Annotated in this window: 19 protein-coding genes and 2 pseudogenes; 16 read left to right on the top strand and 5 right to left on the bottom strand. The window is 69.0% G+C overall.

The window, feature by feature from the left end; translation table 11 throughout:
• Positions 1-36: 36 nt before the first annotated feature.
• Positions 37-132: pseudogene (locus tag G6N20_RS22435) on the bottom strand (IS1 family transposase); the annotation flags it as partial.
• A 309-nt stretch (positions 133-441) separates the two neighbouring features.
• On the opposite strand from G6N20_RS22435, the gene G6N20_RS13260 reads away from it, so the two are divergent.
• The 9 genes and pseudogenes from G6N20_RS13260 (at position 442) to truA (ending at position 6,237) form a co-directional block, all read left to right on the top strand.
• A complete protein-coding gene (locus tag G6N20_RS13260) occupies positions 442-1,149 on the top strand; it encodes a Fic family protein (protein WP_232065340.1) in 708 nt (235 codons plus the stop codon).
• Positions 1,150-1,515: 366 nt separating this feature from the next.
• Positions 1,516-1,737, top strand: a complete 222-nt coding sequence (gene infA / locus G6N20_RS13255) for a translation initiation factor IF-1 (protein ID WP_066851228.1) — start codon at positions 1,516-1,518, stop codon at positions 1,735-1,737.
• Positions 1,738-1,768: 31 nt separating this feature from the next.
• Positions 1,769-1,882, top strand: a complete 114-nt coding sequence (gene rpmJ / locus G6N20_RS13250) for a 50S ribosomal protein L36 (RefSeq protein ID WP_003879483.1) — start codon at positions 1,769-1,771, stop codon at positions 1,880-1,882.
• A gap of 192 nt (positions 1,883-2,074) precedes the next feature.
• Entirely contained in the window at positions 2,075-2,449 is a 375-nt protein-coding gene (gene rpsM, locus G6N20_RS13245) for a 30S ribosomal protein S13 (RefSeq protein WP_083045975.1), read from the top strand.
• Positions 2,450-2,452: 3 nt separating this feature from the next.
• The gene (gene rpsK, locus G6N20_RS13240) at positions 2,453-2,875 is read left to right on the top strand and encodes a 30S ribosomal protein S11 (protein WP_083045890.1); all 423 of its coding nucleotides are present in this window, start codon (positions 2,453-2,455) and stop codon (positions 2,873-2,875) included.
• Positions 2,876-2,884: 9 nt separating this feature from the next.
• Positions 2,885-3,490 (top strand): 30S ribosomal protein S4, encoded by a 606-nt coding sequence (gene rpsD, locus G6N20_RS13235; protein WP_083045889.1) that lies wholly within the window; start codon positions 2,885-2,887, stop codon positions 3,488-3,490.
• Between the two features lie 111 nt (positions 3,491-3,601).
• The gene (locus tag G6N20_RS13230) at positions 3,602-4,645 is read left to right on the top strand and encodes a DNA-directed RNA polymerase subunit alpha (protein WP_083045888.1); all 1,044 of its coding nucleotides are present in this window, start codon (positions 3,602-3,604) and stop codon (positions 4,643-4,645) included.
• A gap of 40 nt (positions 4,646-4,685) precedes the next feature.
• Positions 4,686-5,231 (top strand): annotated as a pseudogene (rplQ, locus tag G6N20_RS13225) (50S ribosomal protein L17); the annotation flags it as partial.
• 163 nt (positions 5,232-5,394) lie between these two features.
• The gene (gene truA / locus G6N20_RS13220) at positions 5,395-6,237 is read left to right on the top strand and encodes a tRNA pseudouridine(38-40) synthase TruA (protein WP_083045886.1); all 843 of its coding nucleotides are present in this window, start codon (positions 5,395-5,397) and stop codon (positions 6,235-6,237) included.
• A gap of 2 nt (positions 6,238-6,239) precedes the next feature.
• Here truA and G6N20_RS13215 read toward each other — a convergent pair whose 3' ends face one another.
• Together G6N20_RS13215 and G6N20_RS13210 are read right to left on the bottom strand one after the other, a co-directional pair.
• Positions 6,240-6,896 carry a cutinase family protein gene (locus G6N20_RS13215; RefSeq protein ID WP_083045885.1) on the bottom strand — a complete coding sequence of 219 codons (657 nt, stop codon included), beginning with the start codon at positions 6,894-6,896 and terminating at the stop codon, positions 6,240-6,242.
• 31 nt (positions 6,897-6,927) lie between these two features.
• The gene (locus G6N20_RS13210) at positions 6,928-7,725 is read right to left on the bottom strand and encodes a cutinase family protein (protein ID WP_083045974.1); all 798 of its coding nucleotides are present in this window, start codon (positions 7,723-7,725) and stop codon (positions 6,928-6,930) included.
• 126 nt (positions 7,726-7,851) lie between these two features.
• Here G6N20_RS13210 and eccB point away from each other — a divergent pair, with 126 nt between their 5' ends.
• Positions 7,852-9,273 carry a type VII secretion protein EccB gene (gene eccB, locus G6N20_RS13205; RefSeq protein WP_083045884.1) on the top strand — a complete coding sequence of 474 codons (1,422 nt, stop codon included), beginning with the start codon at positions 7,852-7,854 and terminating at the stop codon, positions 9,271-9,273.
• Here the strand turns inward: eccB and mycP are convergent.
• The gene (gene mycP, locus G6N20_RS13200) at positions 9,235-10,593 is read right to left on the bottom strand and encodes a type VII secretion-associated serine protease mycosin (protein ID WP_142271825.1); all 1,359 of its coding nucleotides are present in this window, start codon (positions 10,591-10,593) and stop codon (positions 9,235-9,237) included. The two genes, eccB and mycP, sit on opposite strands and share 39 nt — an antisense overlap.
• Before the next feature lie 2 nt (positions 10,594-10,595).
• Positions 10,596-11,948: a type VII secretion integral membrane protein EccD gene (eccD, locus tag G6N20_RS13195; RefSeq protein ID WP_083045882.1), complete on the bottom strand. Its 1,353-nt coding sequence runs from the start codon at positions 11,946-11,948 to the stop codon at positions 10,596-10,598.
• Positions 11,949-12,040: 92 nt separating this feature from the next.
• Between eccD and eccCa the strand changes: the two genes are divergently transcribed.
• From eccCa to rpsI, 6 genes are all read left to right on the top strand, one after another.
• Complete coding sequence (gene eccCa, locus G6N20_RS13190) at positions 12,041-15,730, top strand: type VII secretion protein EccCa (RefSeq protein WP_083045973.1); 3,690 nt, start codon at positions 12,041-12,043, stop codon at positions 15,728-15,730.
• On the top strand, positions 15,727-16,944 hold the full coding sequence (locus G6N20_RS13185) for a type VII secretion-associated protein (protein ID WP_083045881.1): 1,218 nt from the start codon (positions 15,727-15,729) through the stop codon (positions 16,942-16,944). Before eccCa ends, G6N20_RS13185 begins: the two co-directional genes overlap by 4 nt.
• 50 nt (positions 16,945-16,994) lie before the next feature.
• Positions 16,995-17,321: a WXG100 family type VII secretion target gene (locus G6N20_RS13180; RefSeq protein ID WP_083045880.1), complete on the top strand. Its 327-nt coding sequence runs from the start codon at positions 16,995-16,997 to the stop codon at positions 17,319-17,321.
• Between the two features lie 14 nt (positions 17,322-17,335).
• Positions 17,336-17,632: a WXG100 family type VII secretion target gene (locus tag G6N20_RS13175; protein ID WP_083045972.1), complete on the top strand. Its 297-nt coding sequence runs from the start codon at positions 17,336-17,338 to the stop codon at positions 17,630-17,632.
• 220 nt (positions 17,633-17,852) lie between these two features.
• The gene (gene rplM, locus G6N20_RS13170) at positions 17,853-18,296 is read left to right on the top strand and encodes a 50S ribosomal protein L13 (RefSeq protein WP_083045879.1); all 444 of its coding nucleotides are present in this window, start codon (positions 17,853-17,855) and stop codon (positions 18,294-18,296) included.
• Positions 18,293-18,748, top strand: coding sequence for a 30S ribosomal protein S9 (gene rpsI, locus G6N20_RS13165; protein WP_083045878.1), 456 nt, complete (start codon positions 18,293-18,295; stop codon positions 18,746-18,748). Before rplM ends, rpsI begins: the two co-directional genes overlap by 4 nt.
• Positions 18,749-18,872: the final 124 nt, after the last annotated feature.

Here is an 18,872-nt window from a genome sequence, read left to right as displayed (position 1 = left end):
GGCCGACAGTGGCCGGTAGTGGGTCGGTTTGACTCAGTCGATGTCTCCGGCGATCGCAGTCGCAACGGCCCGCACATGCAGCCGCAGGTCATCTGTGCTGAGTTGAACACGGTTGGCGAGCCGAGAAGCCAGGGAATGACAATTATTAACGCTCATCGTGAGTATTATTATTTATCCCGGTGAGTGTTGATAAGGAGATGATCCTCATGTTGTTTGAGGCGCCAGCTCTGGACGCACGCGAGTGCGAAGTGCTCGGGCAGGTCGACGAGCTGCGGCAAAAGCTGCGGTCACGGCTCTATGAACCGAGGCGATGGACGGGTTCGTTGCGTCGTATGCAGTTTGCCCGCGCGGTACAGGGTTCGAACAGCATCGAGGGGTTCGAAGCCAGACACCCACGAGATTGTTTACGAAGGCGCCGATGTTGACGAATTAGATCAGCTCATGCACGAGCTCGTGTGCGTTTTAGAAAACGAAGAATCTCTCCCGATCGTTGTCAAAGCGGCGATGGCCCATCTAAATCTTGTTCTTATCCACCCCTTCAGGGGCGGCAACGGAAGGATGGCCCGCTGCCTGCAGACGCTAGTACTCGCGCGAGAGGGGATTGTGTCTCCGGTCTTCTCAAGCATCGAGGAGTACCTGGGGCGCTACACCCTCGACTACTACGATGTACTGGCCAAGGTGGGCGGCGGCTCGTGGCAGCCCACCAATGATGCGCGTCCATGGATTCGCTTCGTTCTTACCGCGCACCTTCGCCAAGCGAAGACGGTTCTCCGACGTACCGATGAGATCGAGAAGCTATACATTGAATTGGATCGGCTCATAAGACGAAATCGACTGCCCGATCGGACGATGGAAGCTTTATTCGATGCGGCAATGGGATTGCGCGTGCGCAGATCAGTTTATCGTGCGATACTTGAAGGCCAGAGCGACGATACGGTTAGTGAACAAACGGCGACCCGCGATCTCCAAATGCTATCAAACGCCGGCCTACTAATTCCGCATGGAGAGAAGCGTGGGCGCTTCTATACAGCCGGTGACGAAATTCGTGCAATTAGACAAGTGATAGTGGAGCGGCGTAATCCGAAGGACTACACTGACCCCTTTAGTGCTGCTGCCGCCGAGCCCACCGGGCAAGCGCAGCTCTTCTAGCAATCTTGGATCGCTGGTCCGCCGTCAGCTTCTCGGAACGGGCGGGGCCACCCTTCAGCCCTCCCCGAAGTGTCATCCTCGGTACCCTCTGGACGCGGCGAGCGAGTTCAGATCCCGTGGGTGTTTGCATGACCGGTCGGCGGGCAACCATCGCCCCACAGACCCGGGCCGCGTTTTGCGTCCAGCGTCGGGGTGCGGGTAATGTGGAACGACGGTGCGGCGTGCCGTGCCGGCTCCTGGTGTGCCCAGTCCGAAATTTCTCGGAACACTTCGCGGAAATTTCCACCACCGGCTCACGTTGTGTAGTCCGACATGCGCTGTGCCAGCCCGGGTGCGCAAGCAAGAAGTGAGGATCGCCAGGAAGTAATGGCCAAGAAGGACGGTGCCATCGAGGTCGAGGGCCGGGTGGTCGAGCCCCTGCCCAATGCCATGTTTCGCATTGAGCTGGAGAACGGCCACAGGGTGCTCGCCCACATCAGCGGCAAGATGCGCCAGCACTACATCCGCATCCTGCCCGAGGATCGGGTGGTGGTGGAGTTGTCGCCCTACGACCTGTCCCGGGGCCGCATCGTGTACCGGTACAAGTAGCGAGAACACAGAGAACAGGACCGAGACTGCCGTGAAGGTGAACCCGAGCGTCAAGCCGATCTGCGACAAGTGCAGGGTGATCCGTCGGCACGGGCGGGTCATGGTGATTTGCTCCGATCCGCGCCACAAGCAGCGGCAGGGGTAATCGAGGCGGCCGCACCCCGCCGCCACCCGGACAACTCAATGCAGACCTCCCAGCACCACTGAGCGGCTGGCATCGATGGCGATGGGCCAGCTCATCCACGCCCGGACGGAGGCCGGGCCCCGCGCCCGGATATCGTTCGGGCAGGGAACGGGCTGGGACCAGACCTCCGCCGAGGAAGAGGAAGCGCCACCCATGGCACGACTAGTGGGCGTCGATTTGCCGCGCGACAAGCGCATGGAGATCGCCCTGACCTACATCTACGGCATCGGCCGTACCCGCTCCAACGAAATCCTGGCCGCCACCGGCATCGACCGGGATCTGCGCACCAAAGACCTGTCCGACGACCAGCTCACCCGGCTCCGCGATTACATCGAAGCCAACCTGAAGGTGGAGGGCGACCTGCGCCGCGAGGTGCAGGCCGACATCCGCCGCAAGATCGAGATCGGCTGTTATCAGGGTTTGCGGCACCGCCGCGGGCTTCCGGTGCGCGGCCAGCGGACCAAGACCAACGCGCGCACCCGCAAGGGCCCCAAGCGCACCATCGCAGGCAAGAAGAAGGCCAGGTAACCGATGCCACCGAAGAAGGCAAGCGCCGCCGCGCCCAAGACCAAAAAGGGCCAGAAGACCCGTCGGCGGGAAAAGAAGAACGTCCCGCACGGCGCCGCCCACATCAAGAGCACGTTCAACAACACCATCGTGACGATCACCGACCCGCAGGGCAACGTCATCGCCTGGGCGTCGTCGGGACACGTCGGCTTCAAGGGATCGCGCAAGTCGACCCCGTTCGCGGCTCAGCTGGCCGCCGAGAACGCCGCGCGCAAGGCGCAGGAGCACGGGGTGCGCAAGGTCGATGTGTTCGTCAAGGGCCCGGGTTCGGGCCGCGAGACCGCGATCCGGTCGCTGCAGGCCGCCGGCCTGGAGGTGGGCGCGATCGCCGATGTCACCCCCCAGCCGCACAACGGTGTCCGCCCGCCCAAGCGTCGGCGCGTCTAGGAGAAAACCATGGCTCGTTACACCGGACCCGTCACCCGCAAATCACGCCGGCTGCGCACCGATCTGGTCGGTGGTGACCAGGCCTTCGAAAAGCGTCCGTATCCGCCCGGCCAGCACGGCCGCGCGCGGATCAAGGAAAGCGAATACCTGCTGCAGCTGCAGGAGAAGCAGAAGGCTCGCTTCACCTACGGGGTGATGGAAAAACAGTTCCGCCGCTACTACGAAGAGGCCGTGCGGCAACCCGGCAAGACGGGTGAAGAGCTGCTGAAGATCCTGGAGAGCCGGCTGGACAACGTCGTCTACCGAGCCGGTTTGGCCCGCACCCGCCGGATGGCGCGCCAGCTGGTCACCCACGGGCACTTCACCGTCAACGGTGTCAAGGTCGACGTGCCCAGTTACCGGGTCTCCCAGTACGACATCATCGACGTGCGGGACAAGTCCCTGAACACGGTGCCGTTCCAGATCGCCCGGGAGACGGCCGGCGACCGGCCCATCCCGAGCTGGCTGCAGGTGGTGGGGGAACGTCAACGCATCCTGATCCACCAGCTGCCCGAACGCGCACAGATCGACGTGCCACTGGCCGAGCAGCTGATCGTCGAGTACTACTCGAAGTAGACCCACCCTCGTGGGCGCCGCCCCCGAGTACCCCCACCCTCGTGGGCGCCGCCCCCGAGTACCCCCGACGGCATCAAATAGCGGGTGCCGAGAAGGAGAAGAAGAAACACCATGCTGATTTCACAGCGCCCCACATTGTCCGAGGACATCCTCACCGACAACAGGTCCCAGTTCGTCATCGAGCCGCTGGAGCCGGGATTCGGTTACACGCTGGGCAATTCGCTGCGTCGCACACTGCTGTCGTCGATTCCCGGCGCGGCGGTCACCAGCATCCGCATCGACGGCGTGCTGCACGAGTTCACCACCGTGCCCGGGGTGAAAGAGGATGTCACCGACATCATCTTGAACCTCAAAGGCCTGGTGGTGTCCTCGGAGGAGGACGAGCCGGTCACGATGTATCTGCGCAAGCAGGGTCCGGGCGAGGTCACCGCGGGTGACATTGTGCCGCCTGCCGGTGTCACCGTGCACAACCCGTCCATGCACATCGCCACGCTGAACGACAAGGGCAAGCTGGAAATCGAGCTCGTCGTCGAGCGCGGGCGCGGCTATGTTCCGGCCGTGCAGAACAGGGCTTCGGGCGCCGAAATCGGCCGTATCCCAGTCGATTCCATCTACTCGCCGGTGCTCAAGGTGACCTATAAGGTGGAAGCCACCCGTGTCGAGCAGCGCACCGACTTCGACAAGCTGATTCTGGACGTGGAGACCAAGAGTTCGATCACGCCGCGCGACGCGTTGGCATCGGCGGGTAAGACGCTGGTCGAATTGTTCGGGCTGGCACGCGAACTCAACGTCGAGGCCGAGGGCATCGAGATCGGGCCGTCGCCGGCTGAGGCCGACCACATCGCGTCGTTTGCGCTGCCGATCGACGACCTGGACCTGACCGTGCGGTCCTACAACTGCCTCAAGCGCGAGGGTGTGCACACCGTCGGCGAGCTGGTCTCACGTACCGAATCTGACCTGCTCGACATCCGCAACTTCGGCCAGAAGTCCATCGATGAGGTGAAGGTCAAGCTGCACCAGCTGGGACTGTCGCTCAAGGACAGCCCGCCCAGCTTCGACCCCTCGGAAGTCGCGGGTTACGACGTCGCCACCGGCGGCTGGGCCACCGACACGGGCTACGAAGAGCAGGACTACGCCGAGACCGAGCAGCTGTAGCGGGCTGCCTTCGAACGGGATTTAGACAGGAGTCTCACCAATGCCCAAGCCCACCAAGGGCCCTCGCCTCGGCGGGTCGCCGTCGCATCAGAAGGCGATTTTGGCCAACTTGGCCACGTCGCTGTTCGAGCACGGCCGGATAAAAACCACCGAACCCAAGGCTCGGGCGCTGCGACCATACGCGGAGAAGCTGATCACGCACGCCAAGAAAGGCACGTTGCACAATCGGCGCGAGGTGCTCAAGAAGATCCGCGACAAGGATGTGGTGCACACGTTGTTCGCCGAGATCGGGCCGTTTTTCGCCGACCGCGACGGCGGCTACACCCGCATCATCAAGGTCGAAGCGCGCAAGGGCGACAACGCTCCGATGGCGGTGATCGAGCTGGTACGGGAGAAGACGGTGACCTCGGAGGCGAATCGGGCCCGCCGGGTGGCTGCCGCGCAGGCCAGGGCCCAGCAGCCACCAGCCAAGCGGGCCAAGTCGGCAAGGGAGGCCGCGCCGGCCGGGGAAGCACCGGCCACGCAGGCTGCGGCCGAGCGGGCCGAGCCGGCCACCGAAGCCGAGGCCGAGCCGGTCGGCGAAGCCGAGGCCGAGCCGGTCGGCGAAGCCGAGGCCGAGCCGGCCACCGAAGCCGAGGCCGAGGCGGCCACCGGAGCCGAGGCCGAGCCGGTCGGCGAAGCCGAGGCCGAGCCGGCCACCGAAGCCGAGGCCAACAAGCCCGCCGAGGCCCCCGACGAGGCTCCGGAGAATTAACGGGGTCGTCCGTCTGCGGCTCGATATCGCCTACGACGGAACCGATTTCGCCGGCTGGGCTGCGCAATCCGGGCAGCGCACGGTGGCCGGCGTGCTCGATGAGGCGTTGACGACCGTTTTTCGCACACCGGTGCGGCTGCGCGCGGCCGGGCGCACCGATGCGGGCGTGCACGCCACCGGGCAGGTCGCCCATGTCGATGTGCCCGGTGACGCCGTGCCGAACGCCTACCCACGTAGGCCCTGCGCCGGTGAGCCGGAATTCCTGCCGCTGCTGCGGCGGCTGGGCCGGTTTCTGCCCGCCGATGTCCGCGTCTGCGATATCACCCGCGCGCCAGCGGGTTTCGACGCGCGGTTTTCGGCGCTGCGCCGGCATTACGCCTACCGGCTGAGCACCGCGCCCTACGGCGTGGAGCCGCAGCGGGCTCGTTATGTCACCGCCTGGCCGCGTGCCCTCGATGTTGCCGCCATGACGGCGGCGTCACGGGATCTGTTGGGGCTGCACGATTTCGCCGCGTTCTGCCGACATCGCGACGGCGCCACCACGATCCGCGAGCTGCAGCGGCTGGACTGGTCGCGCGACGGTGAGCTGATCACCGCCCACGTCACCGCCGACGCGTTCTGCTGGTCGATGGTGCGGTCGTTGGTCGGGGCGCTGCTGGCCGTCGGCGAACGTAAGCGCCCGGTGGGCTGGTGTCGCGAGCTGCTCGCTGCCGCAGCCCGATCCAGCGACTTCGCGGCCGCCCCGGCGCGCGGGTTGACGTTGGTCGGCGTGGACTATCCACCCGACGACCAGCTCGCGGCGCGGAACGTGATTACCCGGGATCTGCGCTCGCGTTAGAGTTAGATCTTGCTGGCGACGAAGCTGGCGGCCTGGTTGGTCATTGCCGGCACGTAGCCGGTATGCGCTTTCCATTGGTTGCCGTCCGAGCAGACCGGGTCGCCCTCGGTGCACAGGTTGAGGATCTTGCCTGCGAAATGCGGGCTCAGGGCGGTCATCAGCCCGCCCGCGCGGTCGGACGGATTCCCGAAGAGGGTGACCGCGGCGACGTGCTCGGCCGCTTCCTGCGGCAACGGTTGGGTGAAGCCGAGCCCGGGCACCGGTGCGGCGGTGACGATATCGATCACGGCGGCACCCTGGGAGTATCCACCGAGCACCAGCCTGGTGTCGGGGCACGCAGTGGCCATCTGCTGCACGTGGTCGCTGGCGTCATTGGCGCCGTCGGTGGCGGCCAGGAAGTCCTTGTTGGCCGGATAGTTCACCCCGTATGTCGTGATGCTCTTGCCGGTTTGTTGGCGCAATGCGCTCACCATCGCCTGGCCCACCCGGCCGATGCCGGGCGGCTCACCGGTTCCCCGGGCGAAGATCACCTCCACGTCGGGGCAGGACGCCGATGCTGGAGGTGCCGGTGCGGGGCCGAGCACAAACGCGGCCGCCGCGATTGCGGCGACCATCAGGCTGGCGAACCGTCGGCGCGGTTTTACCCTGGTAGGCCTCATGCCGCGATTTTACGGGCCTACTGACGGTGCGTCAGTGCGGCTGCACCACGGGCCCTGGGGCGCCGACGACCGACCCGGGCGCCCGCGGGGCGGGCCCGGGCGGCTGCGGGGCGGGCCCGGGCGCCTGCGGGACCGGCCCGGGCAACTGCACCACCGGCGGCCGTGACGCCGCGAACAGCTTCGCCGCGACAAAGCTCGCCGCCTGGGTGGTGTACACCGGGACGTAGCCTTCGGTGTGTCCGCTCCACTCGTTGCCGGGGCCCGCGTGACAGATCGGGTCGCTGGGGTTGCACAGGTCGATGGCCTTGGAACCCAGCAGGGCGCTCTGCGTCGTCAGCGATCCACCGGTGCGGTTGGCCACATTGCCGAAAACCGCGACCGCCGCGATGTTGTCCGCGTATTCGGCCGGCAGCGGACTGCCGAAGCTGATGCCGCCCAAGGGCACCCCGGCCACGATGTCGATGACGCCCGCACCCTGGGAGTAGCCGCCCAACACGATCTTGGTGGCCGGGCAGGTCGACGCGATGGACTTGACGTGGGAGATCACATCGTTGGCGCCGTCACCGCCGTGCAGCTGCAGCCGGCTGGCGGCGTAGTTCACCGCATACACCCCGACGGTCATGCCGCTGGTCTGCTGGCGCAGTGCGTCGACGAAGGCGTGGCCGACCCGGCCGATGCCGGGCGGCTCGCTGGTGCCGCGGGCAAAGGTGACTTCGGCGTCCGGGCAGTCCGTGGCGGAAGCGACCGGGATGGCCGTTGTCGCGCTGGCCGCGACCACCAGGACGGCCGCGCCGACCAGGGCGCGCGCCGCCAGGCGTGCGGGGTGCATGGTCACGTCGGGACTTTACCCGCAGCCAGGTGCGACCAAACCTCCGCGCCTGTGGATGGATCGTGACGTACCGGTGGCCGGGAGCCTAGCGTGGGCGCTGGCGATCGAGGGGAATTGGGGGCATCGGTGCCGGGCTCGGCGACCACCTGGCTGCACGTCAGCGGCCACCGTGTGCTGCTGCGGCGCATCGAATGCGCGTTGCTGCGCGGGGATATCCGCATGCTGGACGAACCGCGGCGGGCGCGGGCGGCGGCGCTGGCGGTCGGTTGCGTGGTGGCGGTCATCGCCCTGGCGGGATGCGCGGTCGTCGCGTTGCTGCGGCCGGCGGCCGAGCTGGCTGAGGCGCGGATCGTGATGGGTCGGCAGACCGGAGCGCTCTATGTGCGAGTCGGCGATACCTGGCATCCGGTGCTGAACCTGGCCTCGGCGCGGTTGATCGCCGCGACCGACGCCAACCCCACGCCCGTGCCCGAATCCGCGTTAACCCGCACCAAACGGGGTCCGCTGCTGGGCATTCCGGGCGCGCCGCAGTTGCTGACCCGACCCCTGGCCGGCGGCGAGTCGAGCTGGACCATGTGCGACACCGACGCGACCACAACGGTCCTCGTCGGACCCGTGAACTCGACGCTCGTGCGTCGTCTGGCCGCCGACCAGGCCATCCTGGTCGCGACCGGATCCGACGCGCCGGCCTATTTGCTGTACCGCGGACGCCGGGCCGCGGTCGATGTTGCCGAGGCCGCGGTGCTGCGCGCGCTCAGGCTGGACGGGCGGGTCCGTCACGTGGTGTCGCCGTCTTTGCTCACCGCGGTTCCGGAGGCGCCGCCAATCACGGTGCCCCGGATTCGCGGCGTGGGCGGGCCGGCCGCCGCGCTGCCCGGTTTTCGGGTTGGCAGCGTGCTGCGCGTCACCCGCGCCCAGGGTGACGAGTACTACGTGGTGCTCGCCGACGGGGTCCAGCGAATCGGCCAGGTCGCCGCGGATCTGCTGCGGTTCAGCGACTCGCAGGGCAGCGCCACCGCGATCGCGGTGGCGCCCGATGTGATCCGCGCGGCTCCCCTGGTGAACACCCTGCCGGTGGCCTCCTTTCCCGACTTTCCCGACCGGGCATCGCCACCGTCGGATGGTGGCGATGGCACGCTGTGCGTGAGCTGGGCGCCCGGGCCGGCGGGCGGCGCCGACGTCGAGTTCCTGGTGGGTAGCCGGCCGCCGGTGCCGGCCGGGCACACCGCGGTGACGTTGTCGCAAGCCGACGGCCACGGCCCCGCGCTGGACGCCGTCTATCTCCCGCCGGGCCGCAGCGCCTACGTCGCCGCGCGCGGCCTTTCCGGCGACCCCACGGTCGTCACCCGGGTGGGCACCCGCTATCTGGTCACCGACACCGGGGTGCGGTTCGCCGTTCACGACGACGACGCGGCGCACGACCTCGGCCTGCCGGCCGGGCCGCCGCCGGCGCCGTGGCCGGTGCTGGCGACCCTGCCTGCCGGACCGGAACTGAGCCGGCAGCAGGCGTCAGTCGCCCGTGACACCGTCGTGACCGGACCGCCGTAGCCGGCGCAGCCGGCCGCTGGCCACCGCGGCGGCCAGCACCGTCAGGCAGATCGCCGAGCCGGCCAGGGCGGTGTTCCGGGCGCGATCCGGCGGGGTTGGCGGTGGCGACGCCGGTGTGGCTATGGGTTTGGGGCCGAGCCCGGGCCCGGTGGCCGGTGGCATTGGGCCGGTGCTGACCGCGGCCAGCGGATCCACCGTGCCGTTGCCGACTAGCGGATCCCATCCGGCGGGCGGATGATGGGCAGTCGCCTCGATGCGCTGCATGACCTGACGCGCGGTCAACGCCGGGAACCGGGCCCGGATCAGCGCGGCCAGCCCGCTGACCACCGGCGCGGCATAACTGGTGCCCGACAACGGTACCGAACCACCCTGTCCGTCAACGATATTCACGATCCCCTCGCCCACCGGGCTGAGCGAGGTCACCCCCTCTCCGGTGGCGGCGACATCCACCCAAGGGCCGGCAAGAGTGAAAGCCGACGGGGTCCCCTGGGCGTTCACCGAGCCGACGGCCAGCACGTAGTCGTCATACCAGGCCGGGCTCACGGCGACGGTAACGGTGTCCTGGGTGACGTCGGACCGCTGAGCCGGACACTGCCCGGCGCCCCCGGTATTACCGGCGGCGGCAACCACGACGGCGTTCTTGACGTCGACCGCGTACGCCAGCGCGGCGCCCAGCGCGCGGTCGTCGAGTGCGGCCGCGGCCGCAACGCAGGCCACCGACGAAATGTTGATCACCGAAGCACCGAGATCGGCGGCCGTTCGAACGGCCTTGGCCAGGGTGTCCACGTCACCGACCCCGGTGGAGGTTGGGTCGCCCACCGGGGCGAACTTGGTGCTGGATTGGCGGATGCTGATCACGGTGACGTCGGGCGCTACACCGCTGAACTTGTCCGTATCGGGATCGGGTGCGGCAGCGATGATTCCGGCCACCAGAGTGCCGTGCGCATCGCAATCCTGGGTGCCGTCGCCGGTGGACACGTAGTCGCCGCCGGCGATGAGCTCGGGCAGCCGCGGGTGTCTCGAAACGCCGGTGTCGATGATCGCGACCCGCTGGCCGGCGCCCCGGGTGAGTTGCCAAATCTGTGGCCGGTCAAAGTCTGCGAGCTGAGCCGGCGCCGCCGCCCGGTCCGCGTCCGCCGCCACCACGGTGCAGACCTCGCGCTGCACGGTGGGCTGCGGTGGCACCGGCAATGCCGGTGCGGGCAGCCACCTTTCGTCAATCGGCGGCGGCGCGACGGCGCGTGCCGACGGTGCCCCGCACTGGGGAAGCACGGTGAGCGCCGCCGCCACCGACAGCCGCAGCACCCGGGACCCGGTCACCGTCATGTCAGATCCAGGCCACGAATGGCACCGAAGAAGCCGCACACCCAGCAGGTCAGCGGCACCAGGCCGAGCAACGCCAGACACTCCAGGATCTCGACGCTTCGGCGTGCGACCGGCGAGAGGACCATCGCGGGAGCAACGAAACCCAGACACATCGCCACAGCGGCCAGCATCGCCGTCAGCGTGACCAGCAAAGGCCCCTGCGCTGGGGCTCGAAGCGCTGCGACGGCGAATGTGGTTGCCATCACGCCGATCCCACTGACCGCGAAGATCACCGTTCGTCCGCCGTCGCACCCCCGGGCACGCAGCAGCAGTGACGCGCCGGCGGCGGAGGCCACCGCGAAACCGCTCAGGTGTGGGCTGGCGAGCACGGTGACGATGGCCCCCAGGGCGGCGGTGGCCGAGAACGCGGCCAGCAGGCTGGTCAACCAGTCGCTGGCGCGGATCGCCTTGGTAGCCAGCAGATCCGCGGGATCTGGGTCCGGTTCCGCCGACAGCCGAGGCGACAAGCCGGCCAACGCGATCGATGCCCGCGCCGCGACCTCCAGCAGTCCGAAGCAGGCCAGCATGCCCAGCGACCCGATGATCGGAGGCGGGGCCGCGGTGATCACACCAACCAGCGCGGCCGCCGCGACAACCGCGGCCGAGCATGCCATCGCGGTCAATGTGACCACACCACAGCCCGTTACCCGCATTGCCAGCACCGCGGCCACGGCCGCTGCCATCGCGGCGAGCAACACGTTGGGAACGCCGAGAGCACCGGGAACCGCCAGCAGGCCGCCAACCGCCGCGAATGCGGTGGCGACAACGCTCAGCGTGAGCCCGGCGATCGGGTCCCGATACGCCCGGCCCGCGATCCCGGCAAACGCCAGTGCGGCCATCCCGGCGGCCGCGGCGGCACCGGCCGTGGCACCGGCGGCGTTGGCGCTCACCTCGTTTCGGATCAACACCGCGCAGCCGATTCCGGTAAGGCCGACGGCGGCCAACGCGGCGGTGATCCGGGTCGCGCGCCCAGCCCCGGCCCGGGCCACGCCGGCGAGGGTCGCCGAAATCGCCTCGGCCACATCATCGCAGCGAGCAACCGGTGGCTCGGTGATCGATTCGGTCAACAACAGGACGGCGCCGTCGTGGATGCCGTTCTGCGCCAGCGTCATCGCACCCGGCAAAGCGGGCGCGCCCGGCCGGGACAGCCGGTAACGGGTCGCCCGTTCGCCGTAGCGGATGCCCAACATGTCGACGATCAGCGGGATCAGCGTGGCCACCGGCACCGCGGCGGGAAGCGCCAGGTCAACGACGGTGTCCCCGGCATGCACGGCGACCCGGCGCAGCTCGGATGCATCGGATGCAGACATTGCCGGCAGGCTAGCCAGATCCCGATCACCCCATGTCCGGCTATCCACAGCTGACTTGCGCCCGGATCCTGCGCTGGCTACCTTGGCCCACCATGACCGTCAGGCCGGCGGTGGCCACCGAGGACGTCGAGATTGCCGCGCCGCCCGAGGTGCCGGGATCACCACCGTCGGGCATGCTGGTCCGTCTGCTGCCGATGGTCATGTCGGTCGCGACGCTGGGCGTCATGGCGGCGGCGCTGCTCTCCGGCGCCCCCGGCGCACGCAGCCCGATGTTTCTGGCCTTCCCGGTGATGATGCTGGCCTCGTTGGTGGTGACGGCGGTGACCGGACCCGGCCGTCAGCGGGGCAAGGGGATCGACGCCGACCGCGTCGAATACCTTGCCTACCTCAGCGGCCTGCGCACCCGTGTCACTGAAACCGCGGCGGCCCAACGGTTGTCGCTGGAACTGACGCACCCCCAGCCCGACACGCTGTGGACGTTGATCGGCGGTCGGCGGATGTGGGAGCGGGGACCGGCCGATCCGGACTTCTGCCGCGTGCGTGTCGGTGTCGGACGTCAGCCGCTTGCCACCCGTTTGGTGGCCCCGGAGATGCCACCCGCACGGCGGTCCGATCCGGTCACGGTCACCGCGCTGCAACGGTTCCTGCGCGCGCACTCGACGATCGCCGCCGCACCGATCACCATCGCGTTGCGTGCCGGCGCGACCGTGCGGATCGACGGTGACGTGGGCCGGGCCCGCGGGCTGTTGCGCGCGATGATCTGCCAGCTGGCGGTGCTGCACGCTCCCCACCAAGTGCTGATCGCGGGCGTGGTCAGTGACCGTCATCGCGACCACTGGGATTGGCTGAAGTGGTTGCCGCACAACCAACATCCGCGCAGCCGCGACGCGCTGGGGCCCGTTCGGATGGTGTACCCGACGCCGGCGCGGGCGCACGCCGCACTTGCGGACGCGGCGGTGCCGCGGGCGGTGGTGATCGTCGACGCCGACGAGAGCGTCGGTGACGGGATCGCGGGTGCGGTCACCCTCGCGGTGGGTACCGGCGGCGCCGGCGCTCCGCTGGTGATCAGGCACGCCGGTGACGCCGAGCCGCTGCGGTGCCCGGACCAGCTGGATCCGGTTGACGCGGTGGTGTGTGCCCGGCTGTTGGCGCGGTGTCCGGTCGGCGATCCGGTCGCGCGCCGTGATGGGGACTCCGGCTGGCTGACGCTGATCGGCATCGGCGAGCCCACCAGCTTCGACCCGACCATACTGTGGCGCAATCAAAACCACAGCGATCGACTTCGCGTTCCGATCGGCGCCACGGTTGACGGCGAACCCGTGGAACTGGACATCAAGGAGCCCGCCGAGCGGGGCATGGGCCCACACGGGCTGTGCATCGGGGCCACCGGGTCGGGCAAGTCGGAGCTGCTGCGCACGGTGGCGCTGGGCATGATGGCGAGAAACTCTCCAGAGGTCCTGAACCTGCTGTTGATCGATTTCAAAGGTGGTGCTGCGTTCCTGGAGTTGGCGCGCGCCCCGCACGTGGCCGCGGTCATCACCAACCTCGCTGACGAGGCGCCGTTGGTGGCCCGGATGCGGGACGCGCTGGCCGGTGAGCTGAACCGTCGCCAACAGCTGCTGCGGGCTGCGCAATTGGGCAGTGTGGCGGACTACCAGCGGGCGCGCCGTGCCGGTGCGGAGTTGCCGGCCCTGCCAACGTTGTTCATCGTCGTCGACGAGTTCTCCGAACTGCTCAGCCAGCACCCCGATTTCGCGGACACGTTCGTGGCGATCGGCCGGCTGGGCCGGTCGTTGGGTATGCACCTGTTGCTGGCCAGTCAGCGGCTCGACGAGGGCCGGTTGAGCGGACTGGATGCCCACCTGTCCTATCGGATGTGCCTGAAGACGTTGTCGGCCAGCGAATCACGCACCGTGCTGGGGACGTTGGACGCCTACCAATTGCCGAACACGCCCGGTGCCGCCTATTTGCGGTCCCCGGCCGGGGAGGTGATCCGCTTCCAGACCGGCTACGTTTCCGGGCCGCATCGGCGGATCGGCACCTCGCCACCGGGTGCCGCGACCGCGAGCCCGGTGCGGGTGTTCACCGCACGGGCCACCGGATCCGTCACCGCCGGGGCCGGTGACCAGCCGGGGCCCACCGTCTTGCAGGCGGTGTTGGACCGGCTGGCCGGTCAGGGGCCGCCCGCGCACCAAGTCTGGTTGCCGCCATTGGAGGCATCACCCGCACTGGACGCCCTGTTGGGTGACCTCGGGGCCGAACCGTCCGGGCTGGTGGTGCCGATCGGGATCGTGGACCGACCGTTCGAGCAGTCCCGCACACCCTTGACGGTCGACTTGTCCGGCGCCGCGGGCAATGTCGCGGTGGTGGGCGCCCCTCGAACGGGCAAGTCGACCGCGTTGCGCACCCTGATCACGGCGCTGGCCGCCACCCACGATCCGGGGCAGGTGCAGTTCTACTGCCTGGACTTTGGCGGCGGCGGGCTGGCCGGGCTCGGCGCCTTGCCGCAGGTGGGTGCCGTCGCCGGCAGGACGGAGCGCCAGCTGGTGGGGCGCCTGGTCGCCGAGCTGGAATCGGCCGTGCGGGCTCGCGAGGCCACGTTGCGCGACCGCGGCATCGACTCGATCGCCCGGTACCGTCGGCTGCCGGCGGTGGGGGACGTTGACCCTTTCCCCGATGTGTTCCTGGTCGTTGACGGCTGGGCAAGCCTGCGACATGACTTCGAGACGCTGGAAGAGTCCGTCACCGCCCTTGCCGTCCAAGGGCTTTCGTTCGGCATCCACGTGGTGCTGTCGGCCTCACGGTGGGCCGAGATACGACCGGCGCTCAAGGATCAGATCGGCACCCGCATCGAGTTGCGGCTGGGCGATCCCGCCGATTCCGAACTCGACCGCAGGCAGGCGCAGCATGTACCCCGGAACAGACCCGGCCGCGGCCTCACCCACGACGGACTGCACATGGCGATCGCCCTGCCGGTGAACGGGATCCAGCCGCGGCGCGGCCGCGGCGAGGTGGCGCCGCCGATACCGCTACTGCCCGCCCGGGTGGACCGCGAGACCGTGGTCCGCCAAGCGGGTGACGAACTGGGCGCGTGCATCCTGCTGGGCCTCGAGGAGCGCCGGCTGCGCCCGGTCGCAGTCGATTTCGAGGGTCACTCGCATCTGCTGGTGCTGGGCGACAACGGGTGCGGAAAGACCGCCACGTTGCGGACCCTGTGCCGCGAGATCGTGCGGACCGGGACCGCCGCGCGGGCTCAGCTGTTCATCGTCGACTACCGGCGCACCCTGCTCGGTGTCGTCGAGTCGGAACATCTTGGCGGCCATGCCATGTCGCCGCCGGCACTGGCTGCGCTGCTGCCCGCCCTGCTGGACCGGCTGCGGGCGCGGCTGCCCCCGGCGGACGTGAGCCAGGAGCAGCTGCGAGCCAGATCCTGGTGGTCCGGCCCGGACCTCTACGTCGTGGTCGACGACTACGATCTGGTGGCCGCCGCGGCGGGCAACCCGCTGCTGAGCCTGCTCGAATACCTGCCGTATGCCCGCGACCTTGGCCTGCACGCCATCGTCGCGCGCCGCAGCGGGGGTGCCGCGCGGGCGCTGTTCGAGCCGCTGCTGGCGGGCCTGCGCGACCTCGGTTGCCTGGGACTGATGATGAGCGGGCGCCCCGACGAGGGCACCCTGCTGGGCGCCCGACCGCCGGCGCCATTGCCGCCGGGCCGAGGAGTCCTGGTCACGCGTGCCGGTGACGAGCGGCTGATTCAGGTTGCCTGGAGCCCGCCGCCATGAGCCCACCACACCGCGCGGTGATCGAGGCGGGTCCGGGCACCGTTCGCCGATTATGTTGTGGTTCAACCCCAGTGGCCGACACACGGTGGGCCGCGGCGCTGAGCGCCATCGACGACCCGGTGGCGCTGGTGAACGAGCGGCCGGTCGCGGTCGAGTCCCTGTGGTCCGATGTGCTGCGGTCCATGGCCGGTGATCACGGCGACGGCGTTCTCCTGGTGCATCCCTCGTGGTGGTCGACGTCGCGGGTCGATGTGATCACCCGCGCCGCCCGGGATGTGACCAAAGACGTTGTGGTGCGGCCGCGGTCGTGGCTGCTGACCCGGGCGCGACGCGGCGCGCCGGCGGGCGTGCTGGTGGAGATCGCCGAGCGGTTCGTGGTGGTTCGTGCGACCGAGGTCGTCGCGGTGCGCCGCAGGCATCCTGACCCGGTTGCCGAGGAGGTGGCGCGGGCGGTGGCCGGGATGGCGAGAGAGCCCACGGCGGTGGTGCTGATCGACGTGCCCAGCGGTGTCGCCGGGGCGCGCCGGCTCGCGACGGCGATCGCCGGTGCGGTTCGCGACGGTTCCGGCCACACCGTGGTGGAAATCGATGACGCTCGGCTGATGCGGCTGGCGAGCGCGGCCGCGTCGCCGCGGCGTGAGCCGGGTCAGCCGGCCGCCGCGCCTCCCGGATCCCGCGCCCGCCCGCGGCTGGTGGGCGCCGGCGTCGCGGCCGCGGGGCTGGCGGTGGCGCTGCTGGCGCTGACCGCCAAGGGCCGTCCGCCCGCTCCGTCCGCCCAGCCGGCGCCGACGACATTTCTGGTCGAGGGACGGGTGGCGCTGACCGTTCCCGCGGACTGGCCCACCCAGCGGGTGCTCGGCGGGCCGGGTTCGGCGCGGGTCCAGGTCACCTCCCCGACGGACCCCGAGGTGGCGTTGCACATCACCCAATCCCCGGTGGTCGGCGAGACGCTGGCCGACACCGCGGCGAGCCTGCAACGGGCGATCGACGCGGAACCGGCCGGGGTGTTCGTCGACTTCAACCCGTCCGGTGTCAACGCCGGGCGTCCCGCGGTCACCTATCGCGAAGTGCGCCCCGGACACCACGTGTGGTGGACGGTGTTGCTCGACGGCGCCGTCCGGATCAGCGTCGGATGCCAGAGCAGGCCCGGCGCGCTAGCGGCCGTTCGCGATGCCTGTGAGCGGGCCGTGCGGTCCGCCCACACACTGGGTTGAGCGCGCAGATTGGGTGGAACCGAATCAGGGCGGCGGGGGTCGTAGATGATATGAGCACCCCGGCTGGCGCCAACACGCTGAACACCGACTTTGACCTGATGCGCTCGGTCGCGGCCATCACGGACCGCCGCAACGAGGAGATCCGGGCGATGCTGCAGGCCTTCATCGGCCGGATGAGCGGCGTTCCGCCGTCGGTGTGGGGCGGGCTCGCGGCGGCGCGGTTCAAGGATGTGGTGGATCGCTGGAACGCCGAATCGACCCGGCTGTATCACGTGCTGCACACCATCGCCGAGACCATCCGGCACAACGAGGCCACGCTGGCTGAGGCCGGCCAGAACCATGCCCACCACATCGCCGCCGCCGGCGGGAACCTGTGATCGGAGGGTGCGCGGTGGACCCGGTGCTGTCATATGACTTCAACGCGATCGAATGCTCCATTCGCCAGGAGATCCACACCACCTGCGCCCGGTTCAATGCCGCGCTCGAGGAACTGAGGTCGCACATCGCGCCGCTGCAGCAGCTGTGGACCCGAGAAGCCGCGGCCGCGTACCAGGTCGAGCAGCTCAAGTGGCACCAGGCGGCCACCGCCCTCAACGACATCCTGTTCGACCTGGGAAACGCGGTCCGTGACGGCGCCGACGAGGTGGCCAGCGCCGACCGCCGGGCCGCGGGCGGCTGGACGCGCTAGCGGCGCCCTAGACCCTGTGTGGGCCCCGACGGAGGAGAGCCGTCGGGGCCACACAGTGATTTTGACCTGCGGGGATGCCCGTCGGTAAGCTGCTCGGTTGGCGTGCGGTACGCCGGGGCCTCGGGTCAACGTCGGTCGCCGAGAACCACCCCACCGCTCACGCCTGACCGGTACCCGGGTCACACCGGGATCCACCCGAGAGAAAGAAAAGGTAAGCGCCGTGCCCACATATGCGCCCAGGGCGGGTGACACCACGCGATCGTGGTATGTCATCGACGCCACGGACGTGGTGCTTGGCCGCCTTGCCGTCGCGGCGGCCAACCTGCTGCGTGGCAAGCACAAGCCGACGTTCGCGCCCAACGTCGATGGCGGTGACTTCGTCATCGTCATCAACGCCGACAAGGTCGCCATCAGCGGCGACAAACTGCAGCACAAGATGGCTTACCGGCACTCGGGGTACCCCGGCGGCCTGCGCCAGCGCACCATCGGCGAGCTGATGAAAAAACAGCCCGACCGGGTGGTGGAGAAGGCGATCGTCGGCATGCTGCCCAAGAACAAGCTCAGCCGCCAGATCCAGCGCAAGCTGCGCGTCTACGCCGGCCCGGAGCATCCCCACACCGCTCAGCGGCCGGTTCCGTACCAGATCAAGCAGGTGGCGCAATGACCGAGACCAGCGTGGCAGCCCCCGTGGGGAGTCCGGCGGCGGGGCGCGGCGAAGCGTTCGTGTTCGACCGCCCCATCCAGACCGTCGGCCGCCGCAAGGAGGCCGTGGTGCGGGTGCGGCTGGTGCCCGGCACCGGCAAGTTCGACCTCAACGGCCGCACCCTGGAGGACTACTTTCCCAACAAGGTGCATCAGCAGCTGATCAAGGCCCCGCTGGTCACCGTCGAGCGCACGGAAAGCTTCGACATCTTCGCGCGCCTGGAAGGTGGCGGCCCGTCGGGTCAGGCCGGTGCGCTGCGGCTGGGCATCGCCCGGGCATTGATCCTGGCGTCACCCGAGGACCGGCCCGCGCTGAAGAAGGCCGGTTTCCTCACCCGCGATCCGCGCGCCACCGAGCGCAAGAAGTACGGATTGAAGAAGGCGCGCAAGGCACCGCAGTACAGCAAGCGCTGACGTCACCGTTGGGCCGCGGGCGCGCATATTTGTACGTCGTTGCCGGCGTGTCGGCGGACATACCCGCGCGTTCGCGGCCAAAAGTGGGTATGTGCACGGCCCGTCAACTGTGAAAGGTTTGTCC

Origin of the sequence: Mycobacterium shinjukuense, assembly GCF_010730055.1 — a bacterium.
GTDB classification, from domain to species: Bacteria; Actinomycetota; Actinomycetes; order Mycobacteriales; family Mycobacteriaceae; genus Mycobacterium; species Mycobacterium shinjukuense.
This window is presented reverse-complemented; position numbering and strand designations above follow the sequence as displayed.

Coding starts and splice junctions, on each gene's coding strand:
- infA (WP_066851228.1), top strand. CDS start 1,516: ATGGCCAAGAAGGACGGTGCCATCGAGGTCGAGGGCCGGGTGGTCGAG.
- G6N20_RS13260 (WP_232065340.1), top strand. CDS start 442: ATGCACGAGCTCGTGTGCGTTTTAGAAAACGAAGAATCTCTCCCGATC.
- G6N20_RS13215 (WP_083045885.1), bottom strand. CDS start 6,896: ATGAGGCCTACCAGGGTAAAACCGCGCCGACGGTTCGCCAGCCTGATG.
- rpsM (WP_083045975.1), top strand. CDS start 2,075: ATGGCACGACTAGTGGGCGTCGATTTGCCGCGCGACAAGCGCATGGAG.
- G6N20_RS13185 (WP_083045881.1), top strand. CDS start 15,727: ATGAGCCCACCACACCGCGCGGTGATCGAGGCGGGTCCGGGCACCGTT.
- rpsK (WP_083045890.1), top strand. CDS start 2,453: ATGCCACCGAAGAAGGCAAGCGCCGCCGCGCCCAAGACCAAAAAGGGC.
- G6N20_RS13210 (WP_083045974.1), bottom strand. CDS start 7,725: ATGCACCCCGCACGCCTGGCGGCGCGCGCCCTGGTCGGCGCGGCCGTC.
- eccD (WP_083045882.1), bottom strand. CDS start 11,948: ATGTCTGCATCCGATGCATCCGAGCTGCGCCGGGTCGCCGTGCATGCC.
- eccCa (WP_083045973.1), top strand. CDS start 12,041: ATGACCGTCAGGCCGGCGGTGGCCACCGAGGACGTCGAGATTGCCGCG.
- rpsI (WP_083045878.1), top strand. CDS start 18,293: ATGACCGAGACCAGCGTGGCAGCCCCCGTGGGGAGTCCGGCGGCGGGG.
- rpsD (WP_083045889.1), top strand. CDS start 2,885: ATGGCTCGTTACACCGGACCCGTCACCCGCAAATCACGCCGGCTGCGC.
- G6N20_RS13180 (WP_083045880.1), top strand. CDS start 16,995: ATGAGCACCCCGGCTGGCGCCAACACGCTGAACACCGACTTTGACCTG.
- G6N20_RS13230 (WP_083045888.1), top strand. CDS start 3,602: ATGCTGATTTCACAGCGCCCCACATTGTCCGAGGACATCCTCACCGAC.